At 72.9% G+C, this 23,028-nt stretch carries 25 protein-coding genes and 1 pseudogene; 11 read left to right on the top strand and 15 right to left on the bottom strand.

What is annotated here, in order from left to right; genetic code table 11:
• Positions 1-8: 8 nt before the first annotated feature.
• Positions 9-1,004, bottom strand: coding sequence for a pirin family protein (locus NOD94_RS27940; RefSeq protein WP_281208896.1), 996 nt, complete (start codon positions 1,002-1,004; stop codon positions 9-11).
• Positions 1,005-1,137: 133 nt separating this feature from the next.
• Between NOD94_RS27940 and NOD94_RS27935 the strand changes: the two genes are divergently transcribed.
• Positions 1,138-1,593: a hypothetical protein gene (locus NOD94_RS27935; protein ID WP_281208895.1), complete on the top strand. Its 456-nt coding sequence runs from the start codon at positions 1,138-1,140 to the stop codon at positions 1,591-1,593.
• 84 nt (positions 1,594-1,677) lie between these two features.
• Here NOD94_RS27935 and NOD94_RS27930 read toward each other — a convergent pair whose 3' ends face one another.
• From NOD94_RS27930 to NOD94_RS27910, 5 genes are all read right to left on the bottom strand, one after another.
• Positions 1,678-2,064: a hypothetical protein gene (locus tag NOD94_RS27930; protein ID WP_281208894.1), complete on the bottom strand. Its 387-nt coding sequence runs from the start codon at positions 2,062-2,064 to the stop codon at positions 1,678-1,680.
• A 106-nt stretch (positions 2,065-2,170) separates the two neighbouring features.
• The gene (locus NOD94_RS27925) at positions 2,171-3,130 is read right to left on the bottom strand and encodes a helix-turn-helix domain-containing protein (RefSeq protein ID WP_281208893.1); all 960 of its coding nucleotides are present in this window, start codon (positions 3,128-3,130) and stop codon (positions 2,171-2,173) included.
• Between the two features lie 37 nt (positions 3,131-3,167).
• The gene (locus NOD94_RS27920) at positions 3,168-3,629 is read right to left on the bottom strand and encodes an SseB family protein (RefSeq protein WP_281208892.1); all 462 of its coding nucleotides are present in this window, start codon (positions 3,627-3,629) and stop codon (positions 3,168-3,170) included.
• Between the two features lie 81 nt (positions 3,630-3,710).
• A complete protein-coding gene (locus tag NOD94_RS27915) occupies positions 3,711-3,926 on the bottom strand; it encodes a DUF397 domain-containing protein (RefSeq protein ID WP_281208891.1) in 216 nt (71 codons plus the stop codon).
• Positions 3,907-4,764 (bottom strand): helix-turn-helix transcriptional regulator, encoded by an 858-nt coding sequence (locus NOD94_RS27910; protein ID WP_281208890.1) that lies wholly within the window; start codon positions 4,762-4,764, stop codon positions 3,907-3,909. The genes NOD94_RS27915 and NOD94_RS27910 overlap by 20 nt, the downstream gene beginning before the upstream one ends.
• Positions 4,765-4,879: 115 nt before the next feature.
• Here NOD94_RS27910 and NOD94_RS27905 point away from each other — a divergent pair, with 115 nt between their 5' ends.
• Both NOD94_RS27905 and NOD94_RS27900 read left to right on the top strand, forming a co-directional pair.
• The gene (locus NOD94_RS27905; protein ID WP_281208889.1) at positions 4,880-5,095 is read left to right on the top strand and encodes a hypothetical protein; all 216 of its coding nucleotides are present in this window, start codon (positions 4,880-4,882) and stop codon (positions 5,093-5,095) included.
• A complete protein-coding gene (locus NOD94_RS27900) occupies positions 5,092-5,463 on the top strand; it encodes an ATP-binding protein (protein ID WP_281208888.1) in 372 nt (123 codons plus the stop codon). The genes NOD94_RS27905 and NOD94_RS27900 overlap by 4 nt, the downstream gene beginning before the upstream one ends.
• Here the strand turns inward: NOD94_RS27900 and NOD94_RS27895 are convergent.
• Positions 5,460-5,858, bottom strand: coding sequence for a helix-turn-helix domain-containing protein (locus NOD94_RS27895; RefSeq protein ID WP_281208887.1), 399 nt, complete (start codon positions 5,856-5,858; stop codon positions 5,460-5,462). The genes NOD94_RS27900 and NOD94_RS27895 overlap by 4 nt on opposite strands.
• Before the next feature lie 101 nt (positions 5,859-5,959).
• Between NOD94_RS27895 and NOD94_RS27890 the strand changes: the two genes are divergently transcribed.
• The 4 genes from NOD94_RS27890 to NOD94_RS27875 all read left to right on the top strand — a co-directional run bounded on the left by NOD94_RS27890 (position 5,960) and on the right by NOD94_RS27875 (position 10,902).
• Positions 5,960-6,613 carry an NAD(P)-binding domain-containing protein gene (locus NOD94_RS27890; protein ID WP_281208886.1) on the top strand — a complete coding sequence of 218 codons (654 nt, stop codon included), beginning with the start codon at positions 5,960-5,962 and terminating at the stop codon, positions 6,611-6,613.
• A gap of 223 nt (positions 6,614-6,836) precedes the next feature.
• On the top strand, positions 6,837-8,663 hold the full coding sequence (locus NOD94_RS27885; protein WP_281208885.1) for an acyl-CoA dehydrogenase: 1,827 nt from the start codon (positions 6,837-6,839) through the stop codon (positions 8,661-8,663).
• Between the two features lie 112 nt (positions 8,664-8,775).
• Positions 8,776-9,507 carry a hypothetical protein gene (locus NOD94_RS27880; protein ID WP_281208884.1) on the top strand — a complete coding sequence of 244 codons (732 nt, stop codon included), beginning with the start codon at positions 8,776-8,778 and terminating at the stop codon, positions 9,505-9,507.
• Positions 9,508-9,609: 102 nt separating this feature from the next.
• Positions 9,610-10,902 (top strand): M18 family aminopeptidase, encoded by a 1,293-nt coding sequence (locus NOD94_RS27875; RefSeq protein ID WP_281208883.1) that lies wholly within the window; start codon positions 9,610-9,612, stop codon positions 10,900-10,902.
• 115 nt (positions 10,903-11,017) lie between these two features.
• Here NOD94_RS27875 and NOD94_RS27870 read toward each other — a convergent pair whose 3' ends face one another.
• Complete coding sequence (locus tag NOD94_RS27870; protein ID WP_281208882.1) at positions 11,018-12,871, bottom strand: NHL domain-containing thioredoxin family protein; 1,854 nt, start codon at positions 12,869-12,871, stop codon at positions 11,018-11,020.
• 69 nt (positions 12,872-12,940) lie between these two features.
• Entirely contained in the window at positions 12,941-13,759 is an 819-nt protein-coding gene (locus NOD94_RS27865) for a hypothetical protein (RefSeq protein WP_281208881.1), read from the bottom strand.
• A 32-nt stretch (positions 13,760-13,791) separates the two neighbouring features.
• Here NOD94_RS27865 and NOD94_RS27860 point away from each other — a divergent pair, with 32 nt between their 5' ends.
• On the top strand, positions 13,792-14,349 hold the full coding sequence (locus NOD94_RS27860) for an LURP-one-related family protein (RefSeq protein WP_281208880.1): 558 nt from the start codon (positions 13,792-13,794) through the stop codon (positions 14,347-14,349).
• 49 nt (positions 14,350-14,398) lie between these two features.
• Here the strand turns inward: NOD94_RS27860 and NOD94_RS27855 are convergent, their stop codons facing one another.
• Both NOD94_RS27855 and NOD94_RS27850 read right to left on the bottom strand, forming a co-directional pair.
• Entirely contained in the window at positions 14,399-14,707 is a 309-nt protein-coding gene (locus NOD94_RS27855) for a hypothetical protein (protein ID WP_281208879.1), read from the bottom strand.
• Positions 14,704-15,504 (bottom strand): carbon-nitrogen family hydrolase, encoded by an 801-nt coding sequence (locus NOD94_RS27850; protein WP_281208878.1) that lies wholly within the window; start codon positions 15,502-15,504, stop codon positions 14,704-14,706. The genes NOD94_RS27855 and NOD94_RS27850 overlap by 4 nt, the downstream gene beginning before the upstream one ends.
• A 137-nt stretch (positions 15,505-15,641) precedes the next feature.
• Between NOD94_RS27850 and NOD94_RS27845 the strand changes: the two genes are divergently transcribed.
• Complete coding sequence (locus tag NOD94_RS27845) at positions 15,642-16,466, top strand: maleylpyruvate isomerase family mycothiol-dependent enzyme (RefSeq protein WP_281208877.1); 825 nt, start codon at positions 15,642-15,644, stop codon at positions 16,464-16,466.
• Positions 16,467-16,484: 18 nt separating this feature from the next.
• Here NOD94_RS27845 and NOD94_RS27840 read toward each other — a convergent pair whose 3' ends face one another.
• Both NOD94_RS27840 and NOD94_RS27835 read right to left on the bottom strand, forming a co-directional pair.
• Positions 16,485-17,849 carry an MFS transporter gene (locus tag NOD94_RS27840; protein WP_281208876.1) on the bottom strand — a complete coding sequence of 455 codons (1,365 nt, stop codon included), beginning with the start codon at positions 17,847-17,849 and terminating at the stop codon, positions 16,485-16,487.
• Complete coding sequence (locus NOD94_RS27835) at positions 17,846-18,505, bottom strand: GntR family transcriptional regulator (RefSeq protein ID WP_281208875.1); 660 nt, start codon at positions 18,503-18,505, stop codon at positions 17,846-17,848. Before NOD94_RS27835 ends, NOD94_RS27840 begins: the two co-directional genes overlap by 4 nt.
• 145 nt (positions 18,506-18,650) lie before the next feature.
• Here NOD94_RS27835 and NOD94_RS27830 point away from each other — a divergent pair, with 145 nt between their 5' ends.
• A complete protein-coding gene (locus tag NOD94_RS27830) occupies positions 18,651-19,859 on the top strand; it encodes a DUF418 domain-containing protein (protein ID WP_281208874.1) in 1,209 nt (402 codons plus the stop codon).
• Here NOD94_RS27830 and NOD94_RS27825 read toward each other — a convergent pair.
• Positions 19,843-21,738, bottom strand: coding sequence for a C1 family peptidase (locus NOD94_RS27825; RefSeq protein ID WP_281208873.1), 1,896 nt, complete (start codon positions 21,736-21,738; stop codon positions 19,843-19,845). The two genes, NOD94_RS27830 and NOD94_RS27825, sit on opposite strands and share 17 nt — an antisense overlap.
• A 118-nt stretch (positions 21,739-21,856) precedes the next feature.
• Between NOD94_RS27825 and NOD94_RS27820 the strand changes: the two genes are divergently transcribed.
• A complete protein-coding gene (locus NOD94_RS27820; RefSeq protein ID WP_281208872.1) occupies positions 21,857-22,378 on the top strand; it encodes an aminoglycoside adenylyltransferase in 522 nt (173 codons plus the stop codon).
• A gap of 99 nt (positions 22,379-22,477) precedes the next feature.
• Here NOD94_RS27820 and NOD94_RS27815 read toward each other — a convergent pair.
• Positions 22,478-23,028 (bottom strand): annotated as a pseudogene (locus NOD94_RS27815) (hypothetical protein); the annotation flags it as partial.

Below are 23,028 nucleotides of genomic sequence, written 5' to 3'. Positions count from 1 at the left end.
TCGCCCCGTCAGTCCTGGTCGGCCTCGCCCGCGCCGCGGTGGCCGAGGCCGGTGCGCTCCGTCGTCGGGATCCGGCCGAGCCGGCCCGCCTGGAAGTCGTCGAAGGCCTGCTGGAGTTCCTGCCGGCTGTTCATGACGAACGGCCCGTAGTGCGCCATCGGTTCCCGGATCGGGCGGCCGCCGAGCAGCACGATCTCCAGCGCGGGCTCGTTGGAGTCCTGGGACTCGTCCGCCCGGATGGTGAGGGAGCCGCCCTCGCCGAAGACGGCCGTCTGGCCCTTCCGGATGGGACGCCGCTCCTGGCCGACCGAACCGCGCCCGGCCAGGACGTACGCGAGGGCGTTGAAGTCCTCGCGCCACGGCAGGGTGATCTGCGCGCCCGGGGCGACGGTCGCGTGGATCATCGTGATCGGGGTGTGGGTGATGCCCGGGCCCTGGTGGCCGTCCAGCTCACCGGCGATGACGCGGAGCAGGGAGCCGCCGTCGGGGGTGGTCAGCAGTTGGACCTGGCCGCCGCCGATGTCCTGGTAGCGCGGGGGCATCATCTTGTCGGAGGCCGGGAGGTTGACCCACAGCTGGAGGCCGTGGAAGAGGCCGCCCGACACGACGAGGGCCTCCGGCGGGGCCTCGATGTGCAGGAGGCCCGCCCCGGCGGTCATCCACTGCGTGTCACCGCCGTTGATGATTCCGCCGCCGCCGTTGCTGTCCTGGTGGACGAAGGTTCCGTCGATCAGGTAGGTGACGGTCTCGAAGCCGCGGTGGGGGTGCCACGGGGTGCCCTTCGGCTCCCCGGGCTGGTACTCCACCTCGCCCATCTGGTCCATCATGATGAACGGGTCGAGGTGTTCGTAGTTGATCCCTGCGAACGCGCGGCGCACCGGGAACCCCTCGCCCTCGAATCCCGTCGGAGCCGTGCTCACGGCCAGCACCTTGCGGGCGGCGGCCGTCTGCGGCTCGGCCACGCGCGGAAGGGTCAACGGGTTCTCAACAGTCACTGCGGGCATGGTCAGGACCTCCTTCTGCGTCGAGTTTAGTTGAAACTCGAACTTTCTGCCACACCCGCTCACAACCGAAAGCCCACCGGGGTAATTCCCGTCCCGCGCCAACCCTTGCGCCCGACACCGCGTCCTACCGGACGTGAGCAACCTCTTCACCTTCGACGACGTCACCGGGAACGACGATCCGGAGGAAACCCGCAGGCCCGGACCCCTGTGGCGGCACGCCCTGTGGGTGGTGGGCATCACCGTCGGCGCGGTGGCCGCCGGCTGGGTCGCGGCCGCCTACCGCCTGGGCCCGGCGGAGTACGGCATTCCCAGCGCCGCCCCGGGCTCCCCGTGGGTCCTCCTCGCATGGTGCGCCGCCGCCGGACTGGTCGCCACCACGCTGCTGCGCGCCACCGCCGCGCGCATCCCCGTGTACGCGCCCGGCCGCGTCGGCTTCGTCCCCCTGTTCCTCGGGACCCGGCTGGCGCTCGGCTTCCGCCCGGAGCCGCCGGTCCTGGCGGCGGGAGCGGCCGCCCTGGTGGCGGTCGCCCTCGCCTGGTGCGTCGTCGCCGCCGTGACCCACCGCCGCGCCGGGTACCGCACCGCCTGACGGCGGCGCCGCACCCGGCCGGGGTCCCGACCGCCGACCGCCGGGACCCCCGTACCCGGCGAAGGGCGGCCCCGCAGAGGAGCCCTACGGCTCGATCGAGACCGAGTTGAACGGCAGCATGTCGACCACCGACGGGTACCCGGGGTAGACCGCGAAGTCGGGCCAGGAACCGTTCGAGTTCCGCGAGAACCAGATCTTCCAGCCGCCGGTCTGGTTGTTCACGACCAGGTGGCGCTGCGTGTAGTTGTAGATCTTGTAGACCCCGCGCCTGTTCCACTTGTCCCGGATGCCGCTGGATTCCGTGGTGCCCCAGTAGACGCAGGCGTAGCCACTCGGGCAGGACGTGGTGGCTCCCGTGGTGCCGGCGGTCCCCGCCTGCGCCGGGGCGGCCGACACGACGGCCGCGCCCAGCGTCATGACGGCCGCCGCCGTCGTCGCCGCGAGCCTGTGACGTAACGACGTGTGTGACATCCGTACCTCCCGTGCCTCGGTCGCGGAGACCCGGTGACCTCCGCCGACACCGATGCTCCGGCGTCGGGCCCCGGTGCCGCGATCCTTTCGGCGGTGCCCGAAGGCTTCAGGCCCCGCTGCGCAGCAGGTCGACGCCGAGGCCCGTCGCCGAGTGGAGGACGGCCTTGCCGTCGCGTTCCGTGGTGATCAGTCCGGCGGCGCGCAGCGTGCGGGTGTGCTCGGAGACCGAGGGCAGGCTGATCGCGAGGTCCCGGGCCACCTCGCTCGTCGTACGCCGCTCCACCAGCAGTTGGAGGACGGCCGCCCTGGTCCGCCCGAGCAGGGCGTCCAGCGCGCCCCCGGCCGGGCCGGGCGCGGCCAGCGGCAGGGGGGTCAGCGCCGGGTACATCAGGACGTGCGAGCCGTCGGGGCGCCCGGCGAGCAGCGGCCGGCCCGTCCAGAACACCGAGGGCATCAGCACCAGCCCGCGCCCGCCGAGGCGGACCTCGTAGTCGGGCGGCAGCCCCACCTCGAAGGCGGTGCCGGACCAGCCCGACCGGGGGTGGGTGCTGGCGAGGCAGGCCTTGATGCCGTGGGTGGCCAGCAGCCGGGTCCGCCAGGCGACGTCCGCCCGGAAGGACTGCCGGATCCGGGACCAGTGCGGGGCGAGGACGCTCTCGTGGGCGGCCCGCAGGGCCCCGTCCAGCACGTCCCAGGCCTCCCGATCCTGGCCCCACAGGGCGCGCAACCAGGAGTCGGGCCCGGGGGCCCGCGCGGCCACCCGGCGCAGCTCGCCCGGCGTCAGCCGCGGCCCGGCGTCCCGTACGGCCGCGAGGCCCTCCTCCAGGGTGGCGGCGTACGGCTCGACGAACTGCGGGTTGTCCCCGTCGGGGCGCAACAGGTCCAGCAGGGGACGCGCCCGGCCGGGCAGCCCACGGGTGACGCCGCCGCGCCAGCGGCCGAAGACGGCGGGCTCGTCGGTGCGCTGCCAGGCGACGAGCGCCAGCGCGAGTTCGACGAGCGGGAGCGGCTCGGCCGCGAAGGTGACGTTGAACAGGTCCTCGGCCGTGAAGTGCACCCTCAGCATCCGCCCGCCCCCGCGTGTGCCGGCCCGCGCCGGTCGCCTAGCCGTACATGCGGCGCATGGCGAAGTCGACCATCTGCTCGACCGCCTTCGCGTCGAACACCATCCGGTGGTCGCCCTCCATGTCGAGGACGAAGCCGTAGCCGGTGGGCAGCAGGTCGATGACCTCGGCGCCGGTGATCACGAAGTACTTGGACTCCTTGCCGGCGTACCGGCGCAGTTCCTTGAGCGTGGTGAACATCGGGATCACCGGCTGCTGCGTGTTGTGCAGCGCCAGGAACCCGGGGGTCTCGCCGCGCGGGCAGTAGACCTTCGACGTGGCGAAGATCTGCTGGAAGTCCTCGGCGGACAGCGACCCCGTGGTGAAGGCCCTGACCGCGTCCGCGAGGGAGGGCGGTGACGGCTCCGGGTACAGCGGCGCCTGCGCGTAGCCCTGCTGGGGCGGGGGCTGCTGCGCGTAGCCCTGCTGCTGGGCGCCCGGATTCTGGTCGTAGCCGTACATGCGGCCCACCCTACCGAGCGCCCGCCCCCGTACCGGCGGGTACCGGCCAGTCCCTCCGGGGGCGGAGCGGGGGTACGCGCCTCAGCCGACGAGGTCCCCGTCCACCAGCGCCCGCACGAAGGGGGTCCAGGCGGCGGCGGTGACGATCATGGCGGGGCCGGTGGGACGCTTGGAGTCCCGGACGGGGACGAGTCCGGCTAGGCCGTCGGCGACCTCGACGCAGGTACCTCCGTCGCTGTTGGTGTAACTGCTTGTACGCCAGCGCACGGCACTCAAGTCAAAGTGGCTGCTTGCCATTTCGGTAGTCCTCTGCGGCCGCCTCGATCATGGCAAGGGACGCCTCAGGCGGTAGCGCGACGGCCCTGAGCAGATCGTACGACCTTCGATAGCGCTTCACGAGGGCCGGATCGTCGATGGTGACACCGCTGTGCAGGGACTCCGTGTAGACCAGCGGTGGGGCGTCGCCGAACGTCAGGATGAGGACGGTTCCCGCCGCCATGAAGGGGTGCGCTCCGGCGTTCCACGGGACGATCTGTGGAACGATCCGCTTCCGCCGCACCAGGGCCGCGACATGGTCGAGTTGGTTCGCCATCAACAGGGGCGGAAGGATCGGCAGCCGCAGCAACGACTCGTGCAGGATCACCCAGTACTCCGGCACCCCGTGTGCGCCGTCGAAGAGCTCCGCCCGAGCGAGTCGGGCATCGACCTTGATATCGGTCTCCTCCCGGGGTTCCAGAGGGCGTTCCGCCGCAGCGAGGGCCCGCACGTACGCTTCCGTCTGCAGCAGGCCGGGCAGCGCGGTCGGGCTCCATTCCTCGATGGTCTCCGCGACCTTCTCAGCGTCCAGAACCCTCTCGGCATACCTCGCATGGCCAATGCTCCGGGCATTGCGCACGTCCTCGCAGCGGCGCGAGAAGAAGCCATCGGCCTTCAGCACCTGGTCCACGTGCCGGGCCAGATCCTCCGGCATCCGCCGCTGCGCCCGTTCGATCTCGCTCAGGTAGCTGGCCCCGTAGAAGCTGCCCTCCACCGTCTGCTGGAGGGTGAGGCCCGCCGCCTCCCGGCGCCAGCGCAGTTCCTTGCCGTAAAAGGCCGGAACGCTCGCCGAGCCGTCAATGTCCTTACGCGCGGCCACGATCGCCCGCCTTCCACACCTCGCACCGTGGAGCCCGAAACCCTTCCCACGGTACGCGGCACCACACCAGCCTGTGAGGGCTTCGTCACACTCCGCACCGGAACGGAAGTCCCCCATGAGCGACCACGCCAACGACCGCATCGCGGCCGAGGCCCTCACCGCACTCCGCGAGGCCCTCGCCGCGCACGGGATCACGCTGCCCTCCCTCGACCTGCACCTCCCCTCCTACGCCGGCAGCTACCGGACCCCGCCCCTGATCAGCCTCGGCAACTGCAACCCGGCCACCGCCCATCGGCTGACCGCCGTCCTGAACCGGGCCGTGGGGCGGTGAGGCCCTTCCGCGCCGGGCTGCTCGCGCTGCCCGAGGAGGTGGCCGCGTTGCGGCGGGCCGTGCGGGCGCACGTGGACGCGCCCTGCCACGACCTCCAGCTGTGCGTGAGCGAGCTGGTCGGCAACGTGATCGCGCATGTCGGCGAGGGCACCCCCGTGTCCCTCGCCGTCACCCGCACCCCCGACGGCCGCACCCGCGTCGAGGTCGGCGACCCCGATCCGCGCGTGTGGCCGGTCCTGCGCGAGGCCGCCGACACGGACGAGTCCGGCCGGGGGCTCGCGGTCCTCGACGCGGTCGCCGTCCGTTGGGGCGTCCGCCCCGGGCCGACCGGCGGCAAGACCGTCTGGGCGGAGCTGGCGCACCCCTAACCCCCGTCGGCGCGCCCCGCGTACCGGTCCTGGGCGTCGAGGACGTCGTCCGCGTACCGGGCGGCCCAGGCGCCCATCGCCCGCATCGGCGTGAGCAGCGCCGTACCGGCCTCGGTCAGGGCGTAGTCCACGCGCGGCGGGGCCTCGGCGTACGGCCGGCGTTCCACCAGACCGTTGCGCTCCAGCCGCCGCAGGGCCTCGTTGAGGACCTTCGGGCCGATCCCGCCGATCCGCGCGAGCAGCGCGCGCGGCCGCATCGGGCCGGTCGCGCCGAGCGTGAACACCACGACGCTGTCCCACCGGTTGGCCAGTACCTCGAAGGCGACGCGCGCCCGGCAGTCCGCCGTGTACACGAGCTCCGGCAGGCCCGCGGCCGGATCGGGGAGCTTCTCCATGCCGCCATCCTGCCCGCGCCGATGGACACCGGACGGTGCGCGTCGGCCTCCGTAGCTTCGACCACCGGAAGCAGGATCGGGAACGGAAGGGGTACGCGGCGATGCGGATCGGTGTGATGGGTACGGGAGCGATGGCGGAGGCCCTGGGCGGGGCCTGGGTGCGGGCCGGCCACGAGGTGTTCGTCGGCGGTCGGGACGGCGCGGCCGCCGGGGCGCTCGCCGGGCGGATCGGGGCGGCCGGCCACGGGACGCCCGCGGCGGCGGCCGGGTACGGGGAGGTGGCGCTGCTCGCGGTGCCGGCCGGGGTGGCCCCGGAGCTGGCCCGGGAGCACGCCGGGGTGTTGGCCGGGCGGACGGTCGTGGATTGCACGAACGCGCTGGATCCGGGCCCCGGCGGGGTGATGCTGACCACCGGGCCCGGCGGGAGCGTGGCGGGCCTGATCGCGGCCGCGGCGCCCGGCGCGCGGGTGGTGAAGGCCTTCAACCTGGCCCACGCGAGCATGTGGGACCGGCCGGCGGACGGTTTCGGCGAGGCTCCGCCGGCGGTGCCGTTCTGCGCGGACGACGCGGAGGCCGCCGGGCACGTCGGCGAGCTGATCACCGGGATGGGCTGGAGCCCGATGCCGGCGGGCGGGCTGGACCGGGCCGCGTACGTGGAGGCCACGGCCGCGTTCGTGATCGGCGTGTGGTGGGCGGGCGGCTCGCCCCGCCTGGCGTTCCCGGAGGCGCCGCAGGCCCCGGAGTCCGCCGCCTGAGGCCCGTGCGCGGGCCTCAGGCCGCCGCACGGGGCCGGTGGGGCGGGCAGGCGGCCTCCGGCGGCGCTCCACCGGCCCCGTGCGGGAATCGGCTTGACTCGGCTTGACCCTGGTCACAGTCGTGGGAGAAGGGTTGCCCTTATTACCGACGGGTAGCATCATGTTGTTACCGAGTGGTATGCACGAGGAACCCGTCTCACCGAGCCTTAACGGAGCCGTCGCCATGGGGCACTACAAGTCGAATCTCCGCGACATCGAGTTCAACCTCTTCGAGGTGCTCGGACGCGACAAGCTGTACGGCACCGGCCCGTTCGGCGAGATGGACACCGAAACCGCGAGGACCATCCTCAGCGAGATGACCAAGCTCTCCGAGAACGAGCTGGCCGCCTCCTTCGAGGACGCCGACCGCAACCCGCCGGTCTTCGACCCCACCACGAACACCGCGCCCGTCCCGGCGTCCTTCAAGAAGAGCTACAAGGCCTTCATGGACTCCGAGTACTGGCGCCTGGGCCTGCCCGAGGAGATCGGCGGCACCACCTCGCCCCGCTCCCTGATCTGGGCGTTCGCGGAGACGATCCTCGGCGCGAACCCGGCCGTGTGGATGTACTCCTCCGGCCCGGCGTTCGCCGGCATCCTCTTCGAGGAGGGCAACGAGGCGCAGAAGAAGGTCGCCGAGATCGCCGTCGAGAAGCGCTGGGGCTCCACGATGGTCCTCACCGAGCCGGACGCCGGTTCGGACGTCGGCGCCGGCCGCACCAAGGCCGTCGAGCAGGCCGACGGCTCCTGGCACATCGAGGGCGTGAAGCGCTTCATCACCTCCGGTGAGCACGACATGGAGGAGAACATCCTCCACTACGTCCTCGCCCGCCCCGAGGGCCACGGCCCCGGCACCAAGGGCCTGTCGCTCTTCCTCGTCCCGAAGTTCCACTTCGACTGGGAGACCGGCGAGCTGGGCGAGCGCAACGGCGTCTACGCCACCAACGTCGAGCACAAGATGGGCCTCAAGGCCTCCAACACGTGCGAGATGACCTTCGGCGACCAGCACCCCGCCAAGGGCTGGCTGATCGGTGACAAGCACGACGGCATCCGCCAGATGTTCATGATCATCGAGTTCGCCCGCATGATGGTCGGTACGAAGGCCATCGCGACGCTCTCCACCGGCTACCTCAACGCGCTGGAGTACGCCAAGGAGCGCGTGCAGGGCCCGGACCTGGCCAACTTCATGGACAAGACCGCGCCCAAGGTCACCATCACGCACCACCCCGACGTACGCCGCTCGCTCATGACGCAGAAGGCCTACGCCGAGGGCATGCGCGCCCTCGTCCTCTACACGGCCTCCGTGCAGGACGAGATCCAGTTCAAGCAGGCCGCCGGCGAGGACGCCTCCGCCGACATCGGCCTGAACGACCTGCTCCTGCCGATCGTCAAGGGCTACGGCTCGGAGAAGTCCTACGAGCAGCTCGCCCAGTCGCTGCAGACCTTCGGTGGTTCCGGTTACCTCCAGGAATACCCGATCGAGCAGTACATCCGGGACGCCAAGATCGACACCCTCTACGAGGGCACCACGGCGATCCAGGGTCAGGACTTCTTCTTCCGGAAGATCGTCCGCGACCAGGGCGCCTCGCTGAACGTGCTCTCCGAGACGATCAAGAAGTTCCTCGCCGAGGCCGTCGGCGGCGACGACCTCGCCCCCGCCCGCGACGCCCTCGCCAAGGCCGCCGTGGACCTCGAAGGCATCGTCGGCCAGATGATCGTCGACCTCACCGCCACCGGCGAGGACGTCAAGAACATCTACAAGGTCGGCCAGAACACCACCCGCCTGCTGATGGCCTCCGGCGACGTCGTCGTCGGATACCTGCTGCTCAAGGGCGCGGCCGTGGCCGCCGAGAAGCTCGCCGGCGCCTCCGCGAAGGACGTGCCCTTCTACACGGGCAAGATCGCCGCCGCGAAGTTCTTCGCCGCCGAGGTGCTGCCGAACGTCTCCGTCCAGCGCCGCCTGGCCGAGGCCGTCGACAACTCCCTGATGGACCTCGACGAGGCCGCCTTCTAAGGCACCGCGCCCCGCCGATCGGCTCGTACGCCCCGCGCGTGCGCACAGTGGCCGGACCTCCCTGCCGGGGGTCCGGCCACTCTTGTCGGCGGTTCGTGGCACGCTCGTAGACATGAGCCCACAGGAGCAGCACAGCAGCAGGGGGTATTCCGTCCCCACCGGGCGCCCCTATGCCCTCAAGGAGCTGCAGGCGAATGTGGGCGCCCTCGGCGACCGCGTCAAGGAGCTCTACGACGGCGCCCACCCCGCCGAGTACGAACCCGTGGCCGACGCCCTCTACCTGGCCTTCCGCACGGCCGCCGGCCTCGCCCCCGCCAAGAGCTACACCGGCTGCCCCGAGCACCCCAACGGCGCGCTCGACCCCGAGGCGCCGGAGGGCTGGGGCCGCTGCCTCATCTGCAACGACCGGCGCCGCCTCGGCCGCCGCCTCCAGGGCACCCGCGCCGCCGGACCCGCCACCGGGGAACAGCGCCGGCTCGGCTACCCCGTGCCCGAGCCCCCGTACGACCTCGACGTCCTGCGCCACTACCTGCGCGTCGTCGACGAGCAACGCTTCCACCTGACCCTCGGCTCCGCCGACGACGACTTCGTGCGCATCGCGGACGACCTGCACCGCGCCTTCATCGTGGCCCGGGAACTGTCCCGGCCCCGCAACGCCTCGGGATGCTCCGAACACCCCGGCGCACCGATCGACCCGGACGCCCCTCCCGGCGAGGCCTGTATCTTCTGCGCCGGGCGCAAAAGACGCGCGCAGCGCCCCGCGCAGACCCCCGAGATGCTCCCGCGCATCCGCCGGGGCGAGCGCAGGCAGTTGCAGCGCAGATTCGAGCGTCCGCCGGGCTGATCGCGAAGGGACTTCGGGCCACACACCCCGCGGTCCTCGACCTTTCCGCTATCCGCCGCAGTCCGGCCAATGGCGAACACGACCGTCGTTAAGGTGAACCACATGACCTCTCCCGCCCGCTTCGACCGCGGACACACCGACGATCTGATGACCTTCCTGACGGCCAGTCCGTCGCCGTACCACGCCGTGGCCAACTCGGCCGAGCGGCTGGAGAAGGCGGGCTTCAGGCAGTTGTCGGAATCGGATGCCTGGGACTCGGGCACGGGTGGCAGGTTCGTACTCCGCGGGGGCGCCCTCATCGCCTGGTACGTCCCCGAGGGCGCGGCGGCGCACACTCCCTTCCGGATCGTCGGCGCGCACACCGACTCCCCCAACCTGCGGGTCAAGCCGGTCCCGGACACCGGATCCCAGGGCTGGCGGCAGGTCGCCGTCGAGATCTACGGCGGCACCCTGCTCAACACCTGGTTGGACCGGGACCTCGGCCTGGCAGGTCGGTTGACGCTGCGCGACGGCACCGAACGCCTCGTCAACATCGACCGGGCGCTGCTGCGCGTCCCCCAACTCGCCGTCCACCTGGACCGGTCGGTGAACACCGACGGCCTGAAGCTGGACAAGCAGCGGCACATGCAGCCGATCTGGGGCCTGGGCGACGCCCGCGAGGGCGACCTGATCGCCTTCCTCGAAGAGGAAGAGGGCCTGGAGCAGGGCTCGGTGGCCGGTTGGGACCTGATGGTCCACTCGATCGAGCCGCCCGCCTACCTGGGCCGCGACCGCGAACTCCTCGCCGGACCGCGGATGGACAACCTGCTGTCGGTGCACGCGGGCGTCGCGGCGCTCGCCGCCGTCTCCACGGCCGACAAGCTCGACCACATCCCGGTGCTGGCCGCCTTCGACCACGAGGAGAACGGCTCCCAGTCGGACACCGGCGCGGACGGCCCGCTCCTGGGCAACGTGCTGGAACGTTCGGTCTTCGCGCGCGGCGGCACCTACGAGGATCGGGCCCGCGCCTTCGCGGGCACCATCTGCCTGTCCTCCGACACCGGACACGCCGTCCACCCCAACTACGCCGAACGGCACGACCCTTCGCACCACCCGCGCGCCAACGGCGGTCCGATCCTCAAGGTCAACGTCAACCAGCGGTACGCGACGGACGGCAGCGGCCGCGCGGTGTTCGCGGGCGCCTGCGAGCGGGCCGGCGTGCCGTGGCAGACGTTCGTCTCCAACAACTCGATGCCGTGCGGCACGACGATCGGCCCGATCACCGCCGCCCGTCACGGCATCCAGACCGTCGACATCGGCGTGGCGATCCTCTCGATGCACAGCGCCCGCGAACTCTGCGGCGCCGACGACCCGTACCTCCTCGCGAACGCCCTGCTGTCCTTCCTGCAGGGCTGACAGACCGGTCGGTCGACCGAAACCCCCGGACCGCGCGTCGCGGTCACGGGGGTTTCGGTTTGTCCGGGGGGTTCCGGGGGTTCCGGGGGTTCCGTCGCGTCCGTGCCGGTCCGCTCTACTCGGCGTCCAGGCCCGCCAGGACCAGGGGGAGGCGGGTGGCGGCGTCCGGGACGAGGCGGACGGGGACGCCCCAGTCCTGCTGGTGGACGTGGCAGGCCGGGTACTCGTTCGCCGGGTCGTCGTCGCAGGACGCGGCCATCGCCGAGACGTGCAGCACGCCCTCGGGAACCTCGGGGTTCAGCTCCAGCTCGCGGAACAGGTCCGTGCCCTGGCCCTCGCCCCCGAGGAGGAGTTCCGGCGGGGTCGAGGAGACCAGGAGCCGGGTCGAGGGACCGTAGCGGGTGTCGAGCTTCTGGCCGGCCGGGGCCTGGAAGACCACGTCGAGGCGCAGCGTGCCGGGGGCGACCTCGGTGGCGGCCCGCCGGGTGCGGTGGGCGACCGCGTCGACGCGTACGGCCTCCTCGGGCAGGCGCAGCCGGGTCAGCCGGTGCCGGGCGGACTCCACGACCACGATGTCGTCGTCGACGAGGACCGCGTCGCTCGGCTCGCGCAGGTCGGTGGCGAGCGTCGAGACCTGCCCGGTGGCGGGGTCGTAGCGGCGCAGCGCGTGGTTGTACGTGTCGCAGACCGCGACCGAGCCGTCCGGCAGGGCGGTGACCCCGAGCGGGTGCTGGAGCAGGGCCTGGGCGGCGTCGCCGTCGCGGTGGCCGAAGTCGAACAGGCCGCTGCCGACGGCGGTGACGATCGCGTACCCGTCGGCCGAGCCGTCCGCCGGGGCTTGGACGTACCGCAGGGCGCTGGTCTCGGAGTCGGCGATCCACAGCCGGTCCCCGGCGGCCGCGAGCCCCGACGGCTGGGCGAACCAGGCCTCGGCGGCCGGACCGTCGACGAGGCCCTCGTTGGTGGTCCCGGCCGCCACCGCGACGGCGGCGGTCTCCGGGTCCCAGGTCCACAGCTGGTGCACGCCGGCCATGGCGATCCACACCTTGCCCTGCCACCAGGCGACGTCCCAGGGCGAGGACAGGTCGACCTCCAGGGCCGGGCCCGAGGTCGGCGAGCCCTGCCACCACTGGCGTCCCGTACCGGCGACGGTTTCGACGGCCCCGGTGACCGGGTCGAAGGTGCGCAGCGCGTGGTTGACGGTGTCGGCGACGACGACCCGGCCGTCGGGCAGCAGCGTCAGGCCCTGCGGCTCGCTGAAGCTCTCGGCGGTGAAGCCGCGCGAGCCGCTGCCGACGCGGCGCACGACGGTCTCCCCGTCCGGGGAGAGCTCGACCAGCTGGTGCCGGGTGGAGTCGGAGACCAGGAAGTTCCCCGACGGCAGGAGCAGGGCCTTGCCGGGGAAGCGCAGGTCGGTCGCGACCGGCTCGGGCGCCACGTAGGGCCCGTCGCCGCGCCGCAGCGTCCCCTTGGCCTCGTGCTCGGCCTCCAGCTCCTCGACCAGCCGCTCGATGGCGTGGGCATGGCCCTCACCGGCGTGCTGGGCGACGACGTACCCCTCGGGGTCGATGACGACGAGCGTGGGCCAGGCCCGCACGGCGTACTGCTTCCAGGTGGCGAGCTCCGGGTCGTCGAGCACCGGGTGGTGGACCTCGTACCGCTCGACGGCGTCGACCACGGCCGCGTGGTCGGCCTCGTGGACGAACTTCGGCGAGTGCACGCCGACGATGACGACGGTGTCCCGGTGCTTCTCCTCCAGCTCACGGAGCTCGTCGAGGACGTGCAGGCAGTTGATGCAGCAAAAGGTCCAAAAATCCAGGATCAATACGCGACCTCGGAAGTCGGCCAGGGTCAGATCCTTGCCGCCGGTGTTCAGCCAGCCGCCCTTGCCGATCAGCTCGGGGGCACGGACACGGGCACGTCGGCGGGGCGCGGGCGCGGGGGTGGGCGCCGGGGCAGCATCGTTCATCCTTCAAGCTTGCCATCCGGGCGTGAAGCCCCCGTCACGGCCGTGCGAAGAGCTCCGTGGGGCCGGGGGCTACCGGGTGGGAGGGGGCGACGCGAGGAACGACTTCAGGGAGCCGACCAGGGCCGACACGAACGCGTCCCGGACCGGTTCCGGGAGCAGGTCCAGGGACAGGTACGGGTTCAGGTCCTCCAGTTCGACGAGGAGCAGTTCCCCGGAGGGGGCCCGGCAGGCGTCCACGCGCTGGATGCCGTGCGCGAGGGTGTTCCAGGCGATGAAGCGGCTCGCGTAGGCCAGGTCCTCGTCCGTGGGCGCGTAGGGGACGAGGTCCCAGCGGCGTGCCGGGTCGGGGGCGTGGAGGGCGTACTGGAAGGCGTCGTCGACGTAGTAGAAGGACACCTCGTACGCGAAGTCGATCCGCGGCTGGATCAGCACCTCGCCCGCCGGGCCGGCCGGGTGCGCGGTGAAGGTGAGGCCGATGGAGTCGGCGCCCTGCTTGGGTTTGACCGCGTACACGGGCACCTCGGGCAGGAGGTGCAGGTCGGCGGGGTCGTCGACGGTCGGGATGACCGGGAAGCCGGCGGCGGTGAGGTCCAGGAGGTACTGCTTGCCGGCCATGTCGCCGCGTCCGCCGAGCGGGTTGTAGACGCGGGTACCGGTGGCGAGGGCGGCCGTCCGGAAGGCGTCGTAGGCCTGCTGGTAGTGCAGGACGGGGCCGCTGTTGCGGACGACGACGGCGTCGAAGCCGCCCATCAGGGCCGCCGCGTCCAGCGGGTGGCACAGGGCGAGGGGGAAGTGCTCGCGCAGTCGGGAGGTGAGGAACACGTCCTCGTCGCCGTAGCGGCGGCCGCGGGCCGGGTACGCCAGGTCGGTCACGTAGAGGAGAGGCATGGCCGCAACCTATCGCGGGCACCGATGACCGCATGAAATACCTCGTACGGGACAAAGTGCTCGCGATCGGCGACGACTACTGGATCGAGGACGAGGACGGCCGGCAGGCCTTCCTCGTCGACGGGAAGGCACTGCGGCTGCGCGACACCCTGGAGCTGAAGGACCCCGACGGGCGGATCCTGATCACCCTGCGGGAGAAGTTCTTCTCGCTGCGCGACGCGATGACGCTGGAGCGCGACGACCAGCGGCTCGCGGTCATCCGCCGCAAGCGGCTCTCGCTGCTGCGCCACCACCACCGCGTGACGCTCGTCGAGGGGACGGAGCTCGACGTCAGCGGCCGGATCGCCGAGCGCGAGTTCAAGATCGAGTACGCGGGCGAGCTGCTCGCGCTGGTCTCGCGCCAGTGGTACCGGATCCGCGAGACCTACGCCGTCGACGTGATCCGGGAGGACGCGGACGCGGCCCTGCTGATCGCGGTCGCCGTGTGCGTGATCCGGATGACCGAGCGGGAGGGCGAGGACGCCCGGGAGGTGGCCGGGGAGGACGCCCGGAGCACCCTCGGGGACGTCGCCCGGGCCGTCGTCGGCTGACCCGGTCGGGGGCGGGGAAGGGGCGGCCGGTCGGGCCGCCCCGCCCGACCTACGGGGCCTGCGCCCCCTCCGCGTGGTGGGCGCGCGCCGCGCGGCGGCCCTGGGCGAAGGGGTCGGACTCCGGGGTGTACGGCCCGCCGTGGGCCTCCAGGTGCTCGGTGATGCGCTGCCACTCCGCCACCACGGCCGGATCGGCGCCCGCCTCGCGGGCCGCCTCCAGGGCCTCGTGCGCCTCGTGGTGGGCCAGGCCCGTGGCCTCGGCGCACACCCCGTCCCGTGCCGCGCGCTCGCCGGGGGCCGGTACGTGGGGTTCCTGCGCGGCCGCGACCTCCGCCTCCTGCCCCTCGCGCGCGCTCACCGCGCGCCGCCCGGGGTCCGCAGGCCCAGGGCTCGGTCCTTCAGCGCCGGGAACTGGTCGCGGGTCTCGGCGACCTTCTTCGGGTCCAGGTCCACCGTGATGACGTCCTCGCCCGGCCCCGCCTCGGCCAGGACCTCGCCCCACGGGTCGACCACCAGGCTGTGCCCGGACTGCTCGACGCCCGCGTGCGTACCGGCCAGCGCGCAGCCGAGGACGTACGACTGGTCCTCCACCGCCCGCGCCCGGTTCAGCAGGGTCCAGTGGGACCTGCGGCGGGCCGGCCAGCCCGCGGCCACGACCATCGTCGTCGCGCCGGCGTCGACCAGGCCCCGGAACAGTTCCGGGAAGCGCAGGTCGTAGCAGGTGGCGACGCCGAGGGTCTGCTCCGGCAGGGTCACCGTGGTCAGGGAGTCGCCGGCCGACATCAGGACGGCCTCGCCCTGGTCGAAGCCGAAGCGGTGGATCTTGCGGTAGGTCGCGGCGAGCTCACCGGTCGGGGAAAGGGTGAGGGCCGTGTTGTAGAGGGAGCCGTCGCCCGCGCGCTCCACGATCGAGCCGGCGTGCAGCCAGACGCCCGCGTCCCGGGCCGCGTCGGCCATGGCCTCGAAGGTGGGGCCGTCCAACGGTTCGGCCTCGGTCTCGAACTGCTCGTAGGCGAAGGCGCCCACGGTCCACAGTTCGGGCAGCACGACGAGATCGGAATCGCTCTGATCCCGTACGAGTTCGGCCACGCGGGACCGCCGGGAAGCGACCGACTCCCCTTCATTCACCGCGATTTGGATCAGCGAAGCGCGCACAGTACCACCGTCCTGGCTTGTCAGCCGTCGACTCGGGCCTACGATCGTCACACGAAAGCACTGCCGGGGTGCTCACCGGCAGCGTACTTTTGGGCATAGTCCACAACGCGCCACTGAACAGCACGCGAGGGGTCCCGTTGACCGTCCATCCCAGCCTTCAGCCCTATGCCGACGCGTGGACGCATTCCATCGAGGCGATATCCGAGCTGGTCCTCCCGTTGCCCGAGCGCGACTGGAACCGGGCGACGCCGTGCCCCGGCTGGTCCGTCCGTGACGTCGTGTCACACATCATCGGCATCGAGTGCGAGCAGCTGGGAGACCCCCGGCCGATCCACACCCTGCCGCGCGATCTGCGGCACGTGGTGGACGAGTTCACCCGCTACATGGAAGTCCAGGTGGACGTCCGCCGCCACCACACCGCCCCGGAGATGACCTCGGAGCTGGAGTACACCGTCATCCGGCGCTCGCGCCAGCTGCGCAACGAGAAGCGGGATCCGGCCACGATGGTGCGCGGGCCGCTCGGCGAGCAGGTGACGCTGGAGCAGGCGCTGCGGCTGCGCGCCTTCGACGTGTGGATCCACGAGCAGGACCTGAGGGCCGCGCTGGGCGTGCCGGGGAACTGGGACTCCCCCGGCGCGTACGTGGCGCAGGACATGCTGCTGGCCGGCCTGCCGAAGGCGGTCGCCAAGGGCGCGGGCGCCCCGGCGAACTCGGCGGTGGTCATCGACGTGCACGGGCCGCTGGAGTTCATGCGGACCGTACGGGTGGACGCGGCGGGTCGGGGCACCCTGGACAAGTCCCCGTCGCTGGGCCCGGCCGTGACGCTGACCCTGGACTGGGAGACGTACGTCCGCCTCGCCGCGGGCCGGGTGCGGCCCCGCGCGGTCGCGGACCGGGTCAAGGCGGAGGGCGATCAGGAGCTGGCCGGGGCCATCCTGGCCGCGTTCGCCGTCACCCCGTAGCGCCCCGGACCCCGTACCTCAGACCCCGGCCGCGGCCGGTGGCGAGGCCGGGTCCGCGGCGGGAACGGCGGCCCGCGCGGAGGGGACGGCGGCCGCGGCCCGGGAGCGTTCCCGGGCGAGCGCGCGCCCCCGCAGCCGCAGGATCCGGCTGGTTCCCAGTACCTGGAGGACGAAGACCGAGGAGAAGGCGATCCGGTAGTCGTCCCCGGTGGCGTCGAGCAGGACGCCCACCGCGAGCAGGGTGGTCATCGACGCGAGGAAGCCGCCCATGTTGGTGATGCCGGACGCGGTGCCCTGCCGCTCGGCCGGGTTGGCGGGCCGGGCGAAGTCGAAGCCGATCATCGAGGCCGGACCGCAGGTGCCGAGCACCACGCACAGGGTGACCAGGAGCCACATCGGGGCCCGGTCCCCGGGGTGGACGAGGACGGCGGCCCACAGGACGGCGGTCACGCCGACGGTGGTGAGGGCCAGCGGGATCCGCGCTCCCTGCCGGCGGCCGACGACCTGCCCGTAGACCAGCCCGAAGGCCATGTTCGAGGCCACGATCAGGGTGAGCAGCCCGCCCGCGGCGGTCCGCGACAACCCCTGCGCCTCGACGAGGAAGGGCATCCCCCACAGCAGCAGGAACACCATCGCCGGGAACTGGGTCGTGAAGTGCACCCACAGCCCGAGCCGCGTGCCGGGCTCCCGCCAGGAGTCGGCGATCTGACGGCGTACGAACCCGCCGGCGGCCCCGGATCCCGCCGCGGCCGGGCTCCCGTACCCCTCGGGGTGGTCCCGCAGGAACAGCACGAGCGGGACCAGCACCACCAGCCCGGCGACGGCGCTGCCCGCGAAGGCGGGGACCCAGCCGATGCCGTGCAGGACGGGCGCCAGGACCAGGGTGGAGACGAGGTTGCCGGCCATGCCCACGAGCCCGGCCAGCTGGGCCATCAGCGGCGCCCGCCGGGCCGGGAACCAGCGGGTGCCGAGCCGCAGGACGGAGATGAAGGTCATCGCGTCGCCGCAGCCCAGCAGGGCGCGGGCGGCCAACGCCATGCCGTAGGACGGCGACAGGGCGAAGCCGATCTGCCCGGCGGTGAACAGGACGGCGCCCAGCGTGAGCACCTTCTTGGTGCCGAGCCGGTCCACCATCAGGCCGACGGGTATCTGCATCCCCGCGTAGACCAGCAGTTGGAGCAGCGAGAAGGTGGCCAGTGCGGAGGCGTTGACCTGGAAGCGGTCGGCGGCGTCGAGTCCGGCGACGCCGAGGCTGGTCCGGAAGATGACGGCGACGAAGTAGACGGCGACGCCGATCGACCAGATGAGGACGGCCTCCCGCCCGCCGGGCGGATCCTTCGGCAGGGGGCCGGCGGGACTTCCCGCCGCGGCGGCGGCGCTCATCGGCCCGCCCCCCGCACGAGCGCCTCGACCCGCCCGATGTGCCCGCGTACGGCCGCGGCGGCCGCCTCCGCGTCCCCGGCGCGCAGCGCGTCCAGGATCTCGGCGTGCTCGGCCAGCGTCCGGTCCATCCGGTCGGGGTGGGCGTGCAGCAGGGCGACGCCCATCCGCAGCTGCCGGTCGCGGAGCTGGTCGTAGAGGCGGGAGAGGATCGCGTTCCCGGCGTGGCGCACGATCTCGGCGTGGAAGCACCGGTCGGCGGTCATCGCCGCGGCGATGTCACCCTCCGCGGCCTGCCGCCGCTGCTCGGCCAGCAGGGCGGCTAGCCGCTCCAGCAGGGCGGGCGGGGCGGGCACGGCCCTGCGTACGGTGAACTCCTCGACCAGCAGCCGGGTTTCGATGACGTCGGCGATCTCCTGCGCGGAGACCGGCAGCACCAGCGCGCCCTTCTTCGGGTACAGCTTCAGCAGGCCCTCGGTCTCCAGCCGCAGCAGTGCCTCGCGGACCGGGGTGCGGGACACCCCGACGGCCTCGGCGACCTCGCCCTCGGTGAGCAGCACCCCGCCCTCGTAGCGGCGCTCCAGCACGCCCTGCTTGACGTGGCGGTAGACGCGGTCGGCCGCGGTCACGGTGGGCGCGGCGGGGGAGTCGGATGGCATGGGCACAGCTTAGATACAACAGAGGTGCAAGCCGGGGGGCCGTCCGGGATGTGGACGGGACCCGCCCGCACTGCATCGAAGGATGTATCGACCGTTCGTCCACGGGCAGGACGTACGACGCCCCGCCCGCCGGGACGCTGAAGTCATGGCCGACACCCTGATCGCCCCGACGCGGCGCGCGACCGCGCGGCTGCCCCTCCTCGACGTCCTGCGCGGCGCCGCCATCCTCGGCACGCTCATGACCAACGTCTGGATCTTCACCTCCCCCGGCTCCGAGTGGGGCGTCCTCCAGGGCGGCCTCACCTCGACCGACCCGCTGTCCGACCCGTCCGCCGCGAACATCGCCGGGACGGTGTTCCGTGCCCTCGCCGACGGCAAGTTCCTGGCCCTGCTGACGATCCTGTTCGGCGTCGGCCTGGCCATCCAGTACGACTCCGCGGCCCGTCGCGGCAACCCGTGGCCCGGCCGGTACTGGCGGCGGGCGGCCTTCCTCTTCGTGGAGGGCACCGTCCACTTCCTGCTCGTCTTCGCCTGGGACGTGCTGATGGGCTACGCGGTCACCGCCCTCCTCGTCGCCTGGCTGCTCGCCCGCTCCGAGAAGGTCCGGCGCCGGGCCATGTGGACGGCCGGGGCGCTGCACCTGGTCATGGTGTCGCTGCTGACCCTCGCCCTGGTGAGCGGATCGGACGACGGATCCGACGCGTCCGGGTCCGCGTCCGGGTCCGGGGGACCCGACCCCGATGTCGTCGCCCTCTACGCCGAGGGGAGCTGGTTCGACCAGGTCGCGTTCCGGGTGGAGAACTTCGCCGCCCTGCGCATCGAACCCGTCTTCTCCTTCGGGCTGCTGGTGTTCCTCTTCCTGCTCGGCGTCCGCCTGCACCGCGCCGGCGCCTTCACCGCCGGCGACGCCGGCCGCCGCCTCCGGGCCCGGATGGCCGGCTGGGGCCTGGGCCTCGGCCTGCCCCTGACCGTGGCGACCACCCTCGGCGGCGCCGACTTCTTCGCCGTCGGCCGCTACGGCGTCGCCCCGCTGGTCGCCGTCGGCTACATCGGGCTCATCGGCATCGCCCTCGACCGGCTGTGGCTGCCGAAGCCGCTGGTCACCGCCCTCGGCTCGGTCGGCCGCACCGCCCTGTCCTGCTACGTCGCCCAGAACGCGCTCTGCGTCCTGCTCTGCTACGGCATCGGGCTCGGCCTCGCCACCCGCTTCGCCGACACCGGCCCCTGGTGGGTGATGGGCCTGTGGGCGGCCGTCTCCCTGACCCTGGTCGCCGGCTCGTGGCTGTGGCTGCGCCGCTTCGAGCGGGGACCGCTGGAGGCCCTCCAGCACCGGGTCCTCAGGCCGGGCCGATGACCTGCCCCTCGTGCCAGCCCGCGCCGTCGCGCCAGTAGTGCTGGAGCAACCGGTCGGTGCGCAGCACGACGGCCTCCAGGTTGAACCCGAAGCTGCCCTGGAGCATCCCGGTGACGGCCTGCACGTCGTGCCCGAAGACCGCGCCGCGGGTCCATCCCGTACCGGCCGCGTTCCCCCGCCACCAGTGCTCCACCCGCCCGTCGCCGCGGGCCGCGCACAGCTCGTAGTTCCCGGCGGTGTCCTCGTCCGCGGCCCCGTGCTGGCCCTCGATCATGCAGGGCGCGGAGGTGATGCCGCCGCCGAACACCTCGCCCGGCCGCCAGACGAAGGCGTGTCCGTCGTCCCGCCACCACAACTGCATCCGGCCGTCGGCGCGGGCCGCGACGAGGTCCAGCCGGCGGCCCCGCGTCTGGATCAGGGCCGGACCGTAGTGGGCGGTGCCGGGCGCGAACCGGCCGCCGTCGTTCCAGGTCCAGGGGGCGCCGTTGATCCGCCACCAGTGGTTCAGCCGGCCGTCGGCGGTACGGACGACCACCTCGAAGTTCCCCGGCTTGCCGTAGTCGCTCTGGATGAACGCCGGGGTCGAGCCGACGGCCGCGTCGCCCGGCCCGAAGGCGCCGCCGTCGCGCCAGACCCGGACGGCCTGCTCGAAGTACCAGTGGCGCAGCCGGCCGCCCGTCGTGACGTGCAGGGACTCCATGTTCCGGTTGTAGGTGGTGCCGGTGAAGGCCGGCTGGCCGGAGACGTCGTGCGCGTACGTCTCGGCCCGGGACCAGGAGTACGGGGCGTCGCCCTCGCGCCACCAGTGCCGCAGGCGGCCCCCGCCCGCGGTCGCGGCCATCTCGAAGTTGCGGTGGGCCCGGCCGTTGCCGCTCTCGTAGACGTTGCCCGTGTGCAGCCGGCGCTTGCTCCAGGGGTCGATGTTCGTGCCGTACAGGCCGCACTTGGCCCAGTCGTCGATGCCGGACTCGCCGTACGCGATCCGGCCGTAGCCGCCGACGTGGTGGGCCGGCCCCCAGGAGTTCCGGAACAGCCAGCAGCCCGCCGCGTCGTCGTAGCCCACGATCAGCACGCAGTGGCCGCCCGCCGGCCGGTCGCTGGTGCGGTGGTAGACGCCGGCGCCGAGCCCGAAGAAGTCGTCGTACACGTCGAAGCAGGCCGTCAGCGGCCCGACCGCGTCCAGCCAGACCTTCTGCTGCTCGACGTCCCCGAGCCGGACGTGCTCGCTGATCCGCACGGTCCGCCCCGACCGGTCCCAGCTCGGCGTGTACTCGGCCCGCCACGCCTCCCGCCGCTCGGCGGGCAGCCCCGGGGGCGGTGTGCCGTACGGCCAGCAGTCCGGGTCCGCGAGGCCCCCGTTCGTCCGGATCCAGTGCAGCGCGGTCTCCGGGTCGCCGCCCTGCCCGCAGGCGGACTTCATCCCGTCGTGCACGTCCCCCTCGGACCGCTCGGCCCACACCCCGTGCTCGATCCGGGCCATCGACTCCACCAGCGCGGCCGCCCCGAACACCCAGCAGGACCCGCACGGGTTCTGGTCCTTCACCCGGGTCAGCCACGGCCTCCCCCAACGACCGCGCCAGTCCACCGAGACGGGCCGCCCGCCGCCAGGCCCGGCGCTCCCCGCAGCGCCCGGCAGCAGCCCGTGCGCGGCCCTGCGCCGGGTCACGTCCGGGTTGCCGCTCGCGTGCCCGACGAGTGCCCGCAGGTCGACGGGGCCGGCCTCCGCCGCCCGCGTCAGGTTCACCCCTGGCTCCAGACCGAGCGCGGGCCGCGGCACGGGATCCGCGTCCGCCAGGTGCTCGCCGACGGACCACCTCGCCCCGCACGCCGCGAGCTGCGCCCGTAGCTCCCCCACGGTCTGGACGGACTCCTGCGGCATGGCGGCCCCCCGGCTGCGAGCGTTCGGATGCGAGACCCCTGAACGTCTCCCCGCCGCGGAACCCCGTCAAGGGGGTCCGCACGGTCGCTCGGTGGCACGGGGGTCGTACGGTGATCACATGAACGACCCCCGTGCGCGACGCCAGTTGACGATGATCGCCGAGGTCCGCGGACTCGGCGTGGAGGTCTGGCTCCGGGGCGGCTGGGCCATGGACTTCTGGCTCGGCCGGATCACCCGCGGGCACGAGGACGTCGACTGGTTCGCCCGGTCACGGGACGCCGGCCGGCTGACCGGACCGCTCGTCGCCCGCGGGTACGAGGTCCTGCGGGCGGATGCCCAGCAGCTGGACCTCGTACGCGACGGCGAGGAGATCAGCTTCGCGCTGGTCGACCGGGACGCCGACGGCCGGGTCGTGGTGGCGGGCGGCCCTTGGGCGGGATCGCCGTGGCCCGCCGGGATGCTGGAGGAGGCGGAGCCGGGGCGGCTGGGCGGGCTGGAGTGCCCGGTGATCTCCCCGGCGGCGCAGATCGAGATCAAGCGGATGACCCCGGTGTGGATACCGGGCCGCCCCCGGCGCCCGAAGGACGCCGCGGACGTGGCGCTGCTGGAGGCGGCCCTGGCCGCCCGGGGAGCGCTTTGATCCGGCTCCGCAGGGCGGCTCAGGGCGCCCGGAGGGCGGCGTCGCGGAGGTCCGGAGCGCGCGGGCCGGGCCCCGCGGCCGGGAGTTCGACGACAGGTCCTAGGGAACCGGAACCGGGACCGGGAGCGGGGGGAGGCCGGGCAGACCGAGGCCGGTGAGGAGCGCGACGAGCGCGGCGACCAGGCTGGTCAGGACATCGGTGGCCTTGGCCTTGGCGTCGGTCGAACAGCCGCAGGGACCGGCCGTCTTGAGGAGCCCGTCGACGGACTCCTCAAGCTTGTCGATCGCCGCCGTGATCACGTCGAGCGGCCCGGCGAAGGCCCGAGCCGGCACAGCGGGCACCTTGGGCGCGGCGACGGGCGGCTTGGCGACGTCGGCCGGGACCTGCGGCGCGTCGGCGGGCAGCTTCGGGGCGACGGCGGGCAGCTTCGGGGCGTCCACCGGAAGCTTCGGAGCATCGGCGGGCAGCTTCGGAGCATCGGCCGGAAGCTTGGGCGCATCAGCCGGGACCTGCGGAGCCGCGACAGGCAGCTTCGGGGCGTCCGCCGGAAGCTTCGGAGCATCGGCCGGAACCTTGGGCGCATCAGCCGGGACCTGCGGAGCCGCGACAGGCAGCTTCGGGGCGTCCGCCGGAAGCTTCGGAGCATCGG

The sequence above is a fragment of the Streptomyces sp. Isolate_45 genome, from assembly GCF_024721315.2.
Lineage (GTDB): Bacteria > Actinomycetota > Actinomycetes > Streptomycetales > Streptomycetaceae > Streptomyces.
The sequence above is the reverse complement of the archived record's forward strand: the minus strand, read 5'-3'. Positions and strand labels throughout refer to the sequence as shown.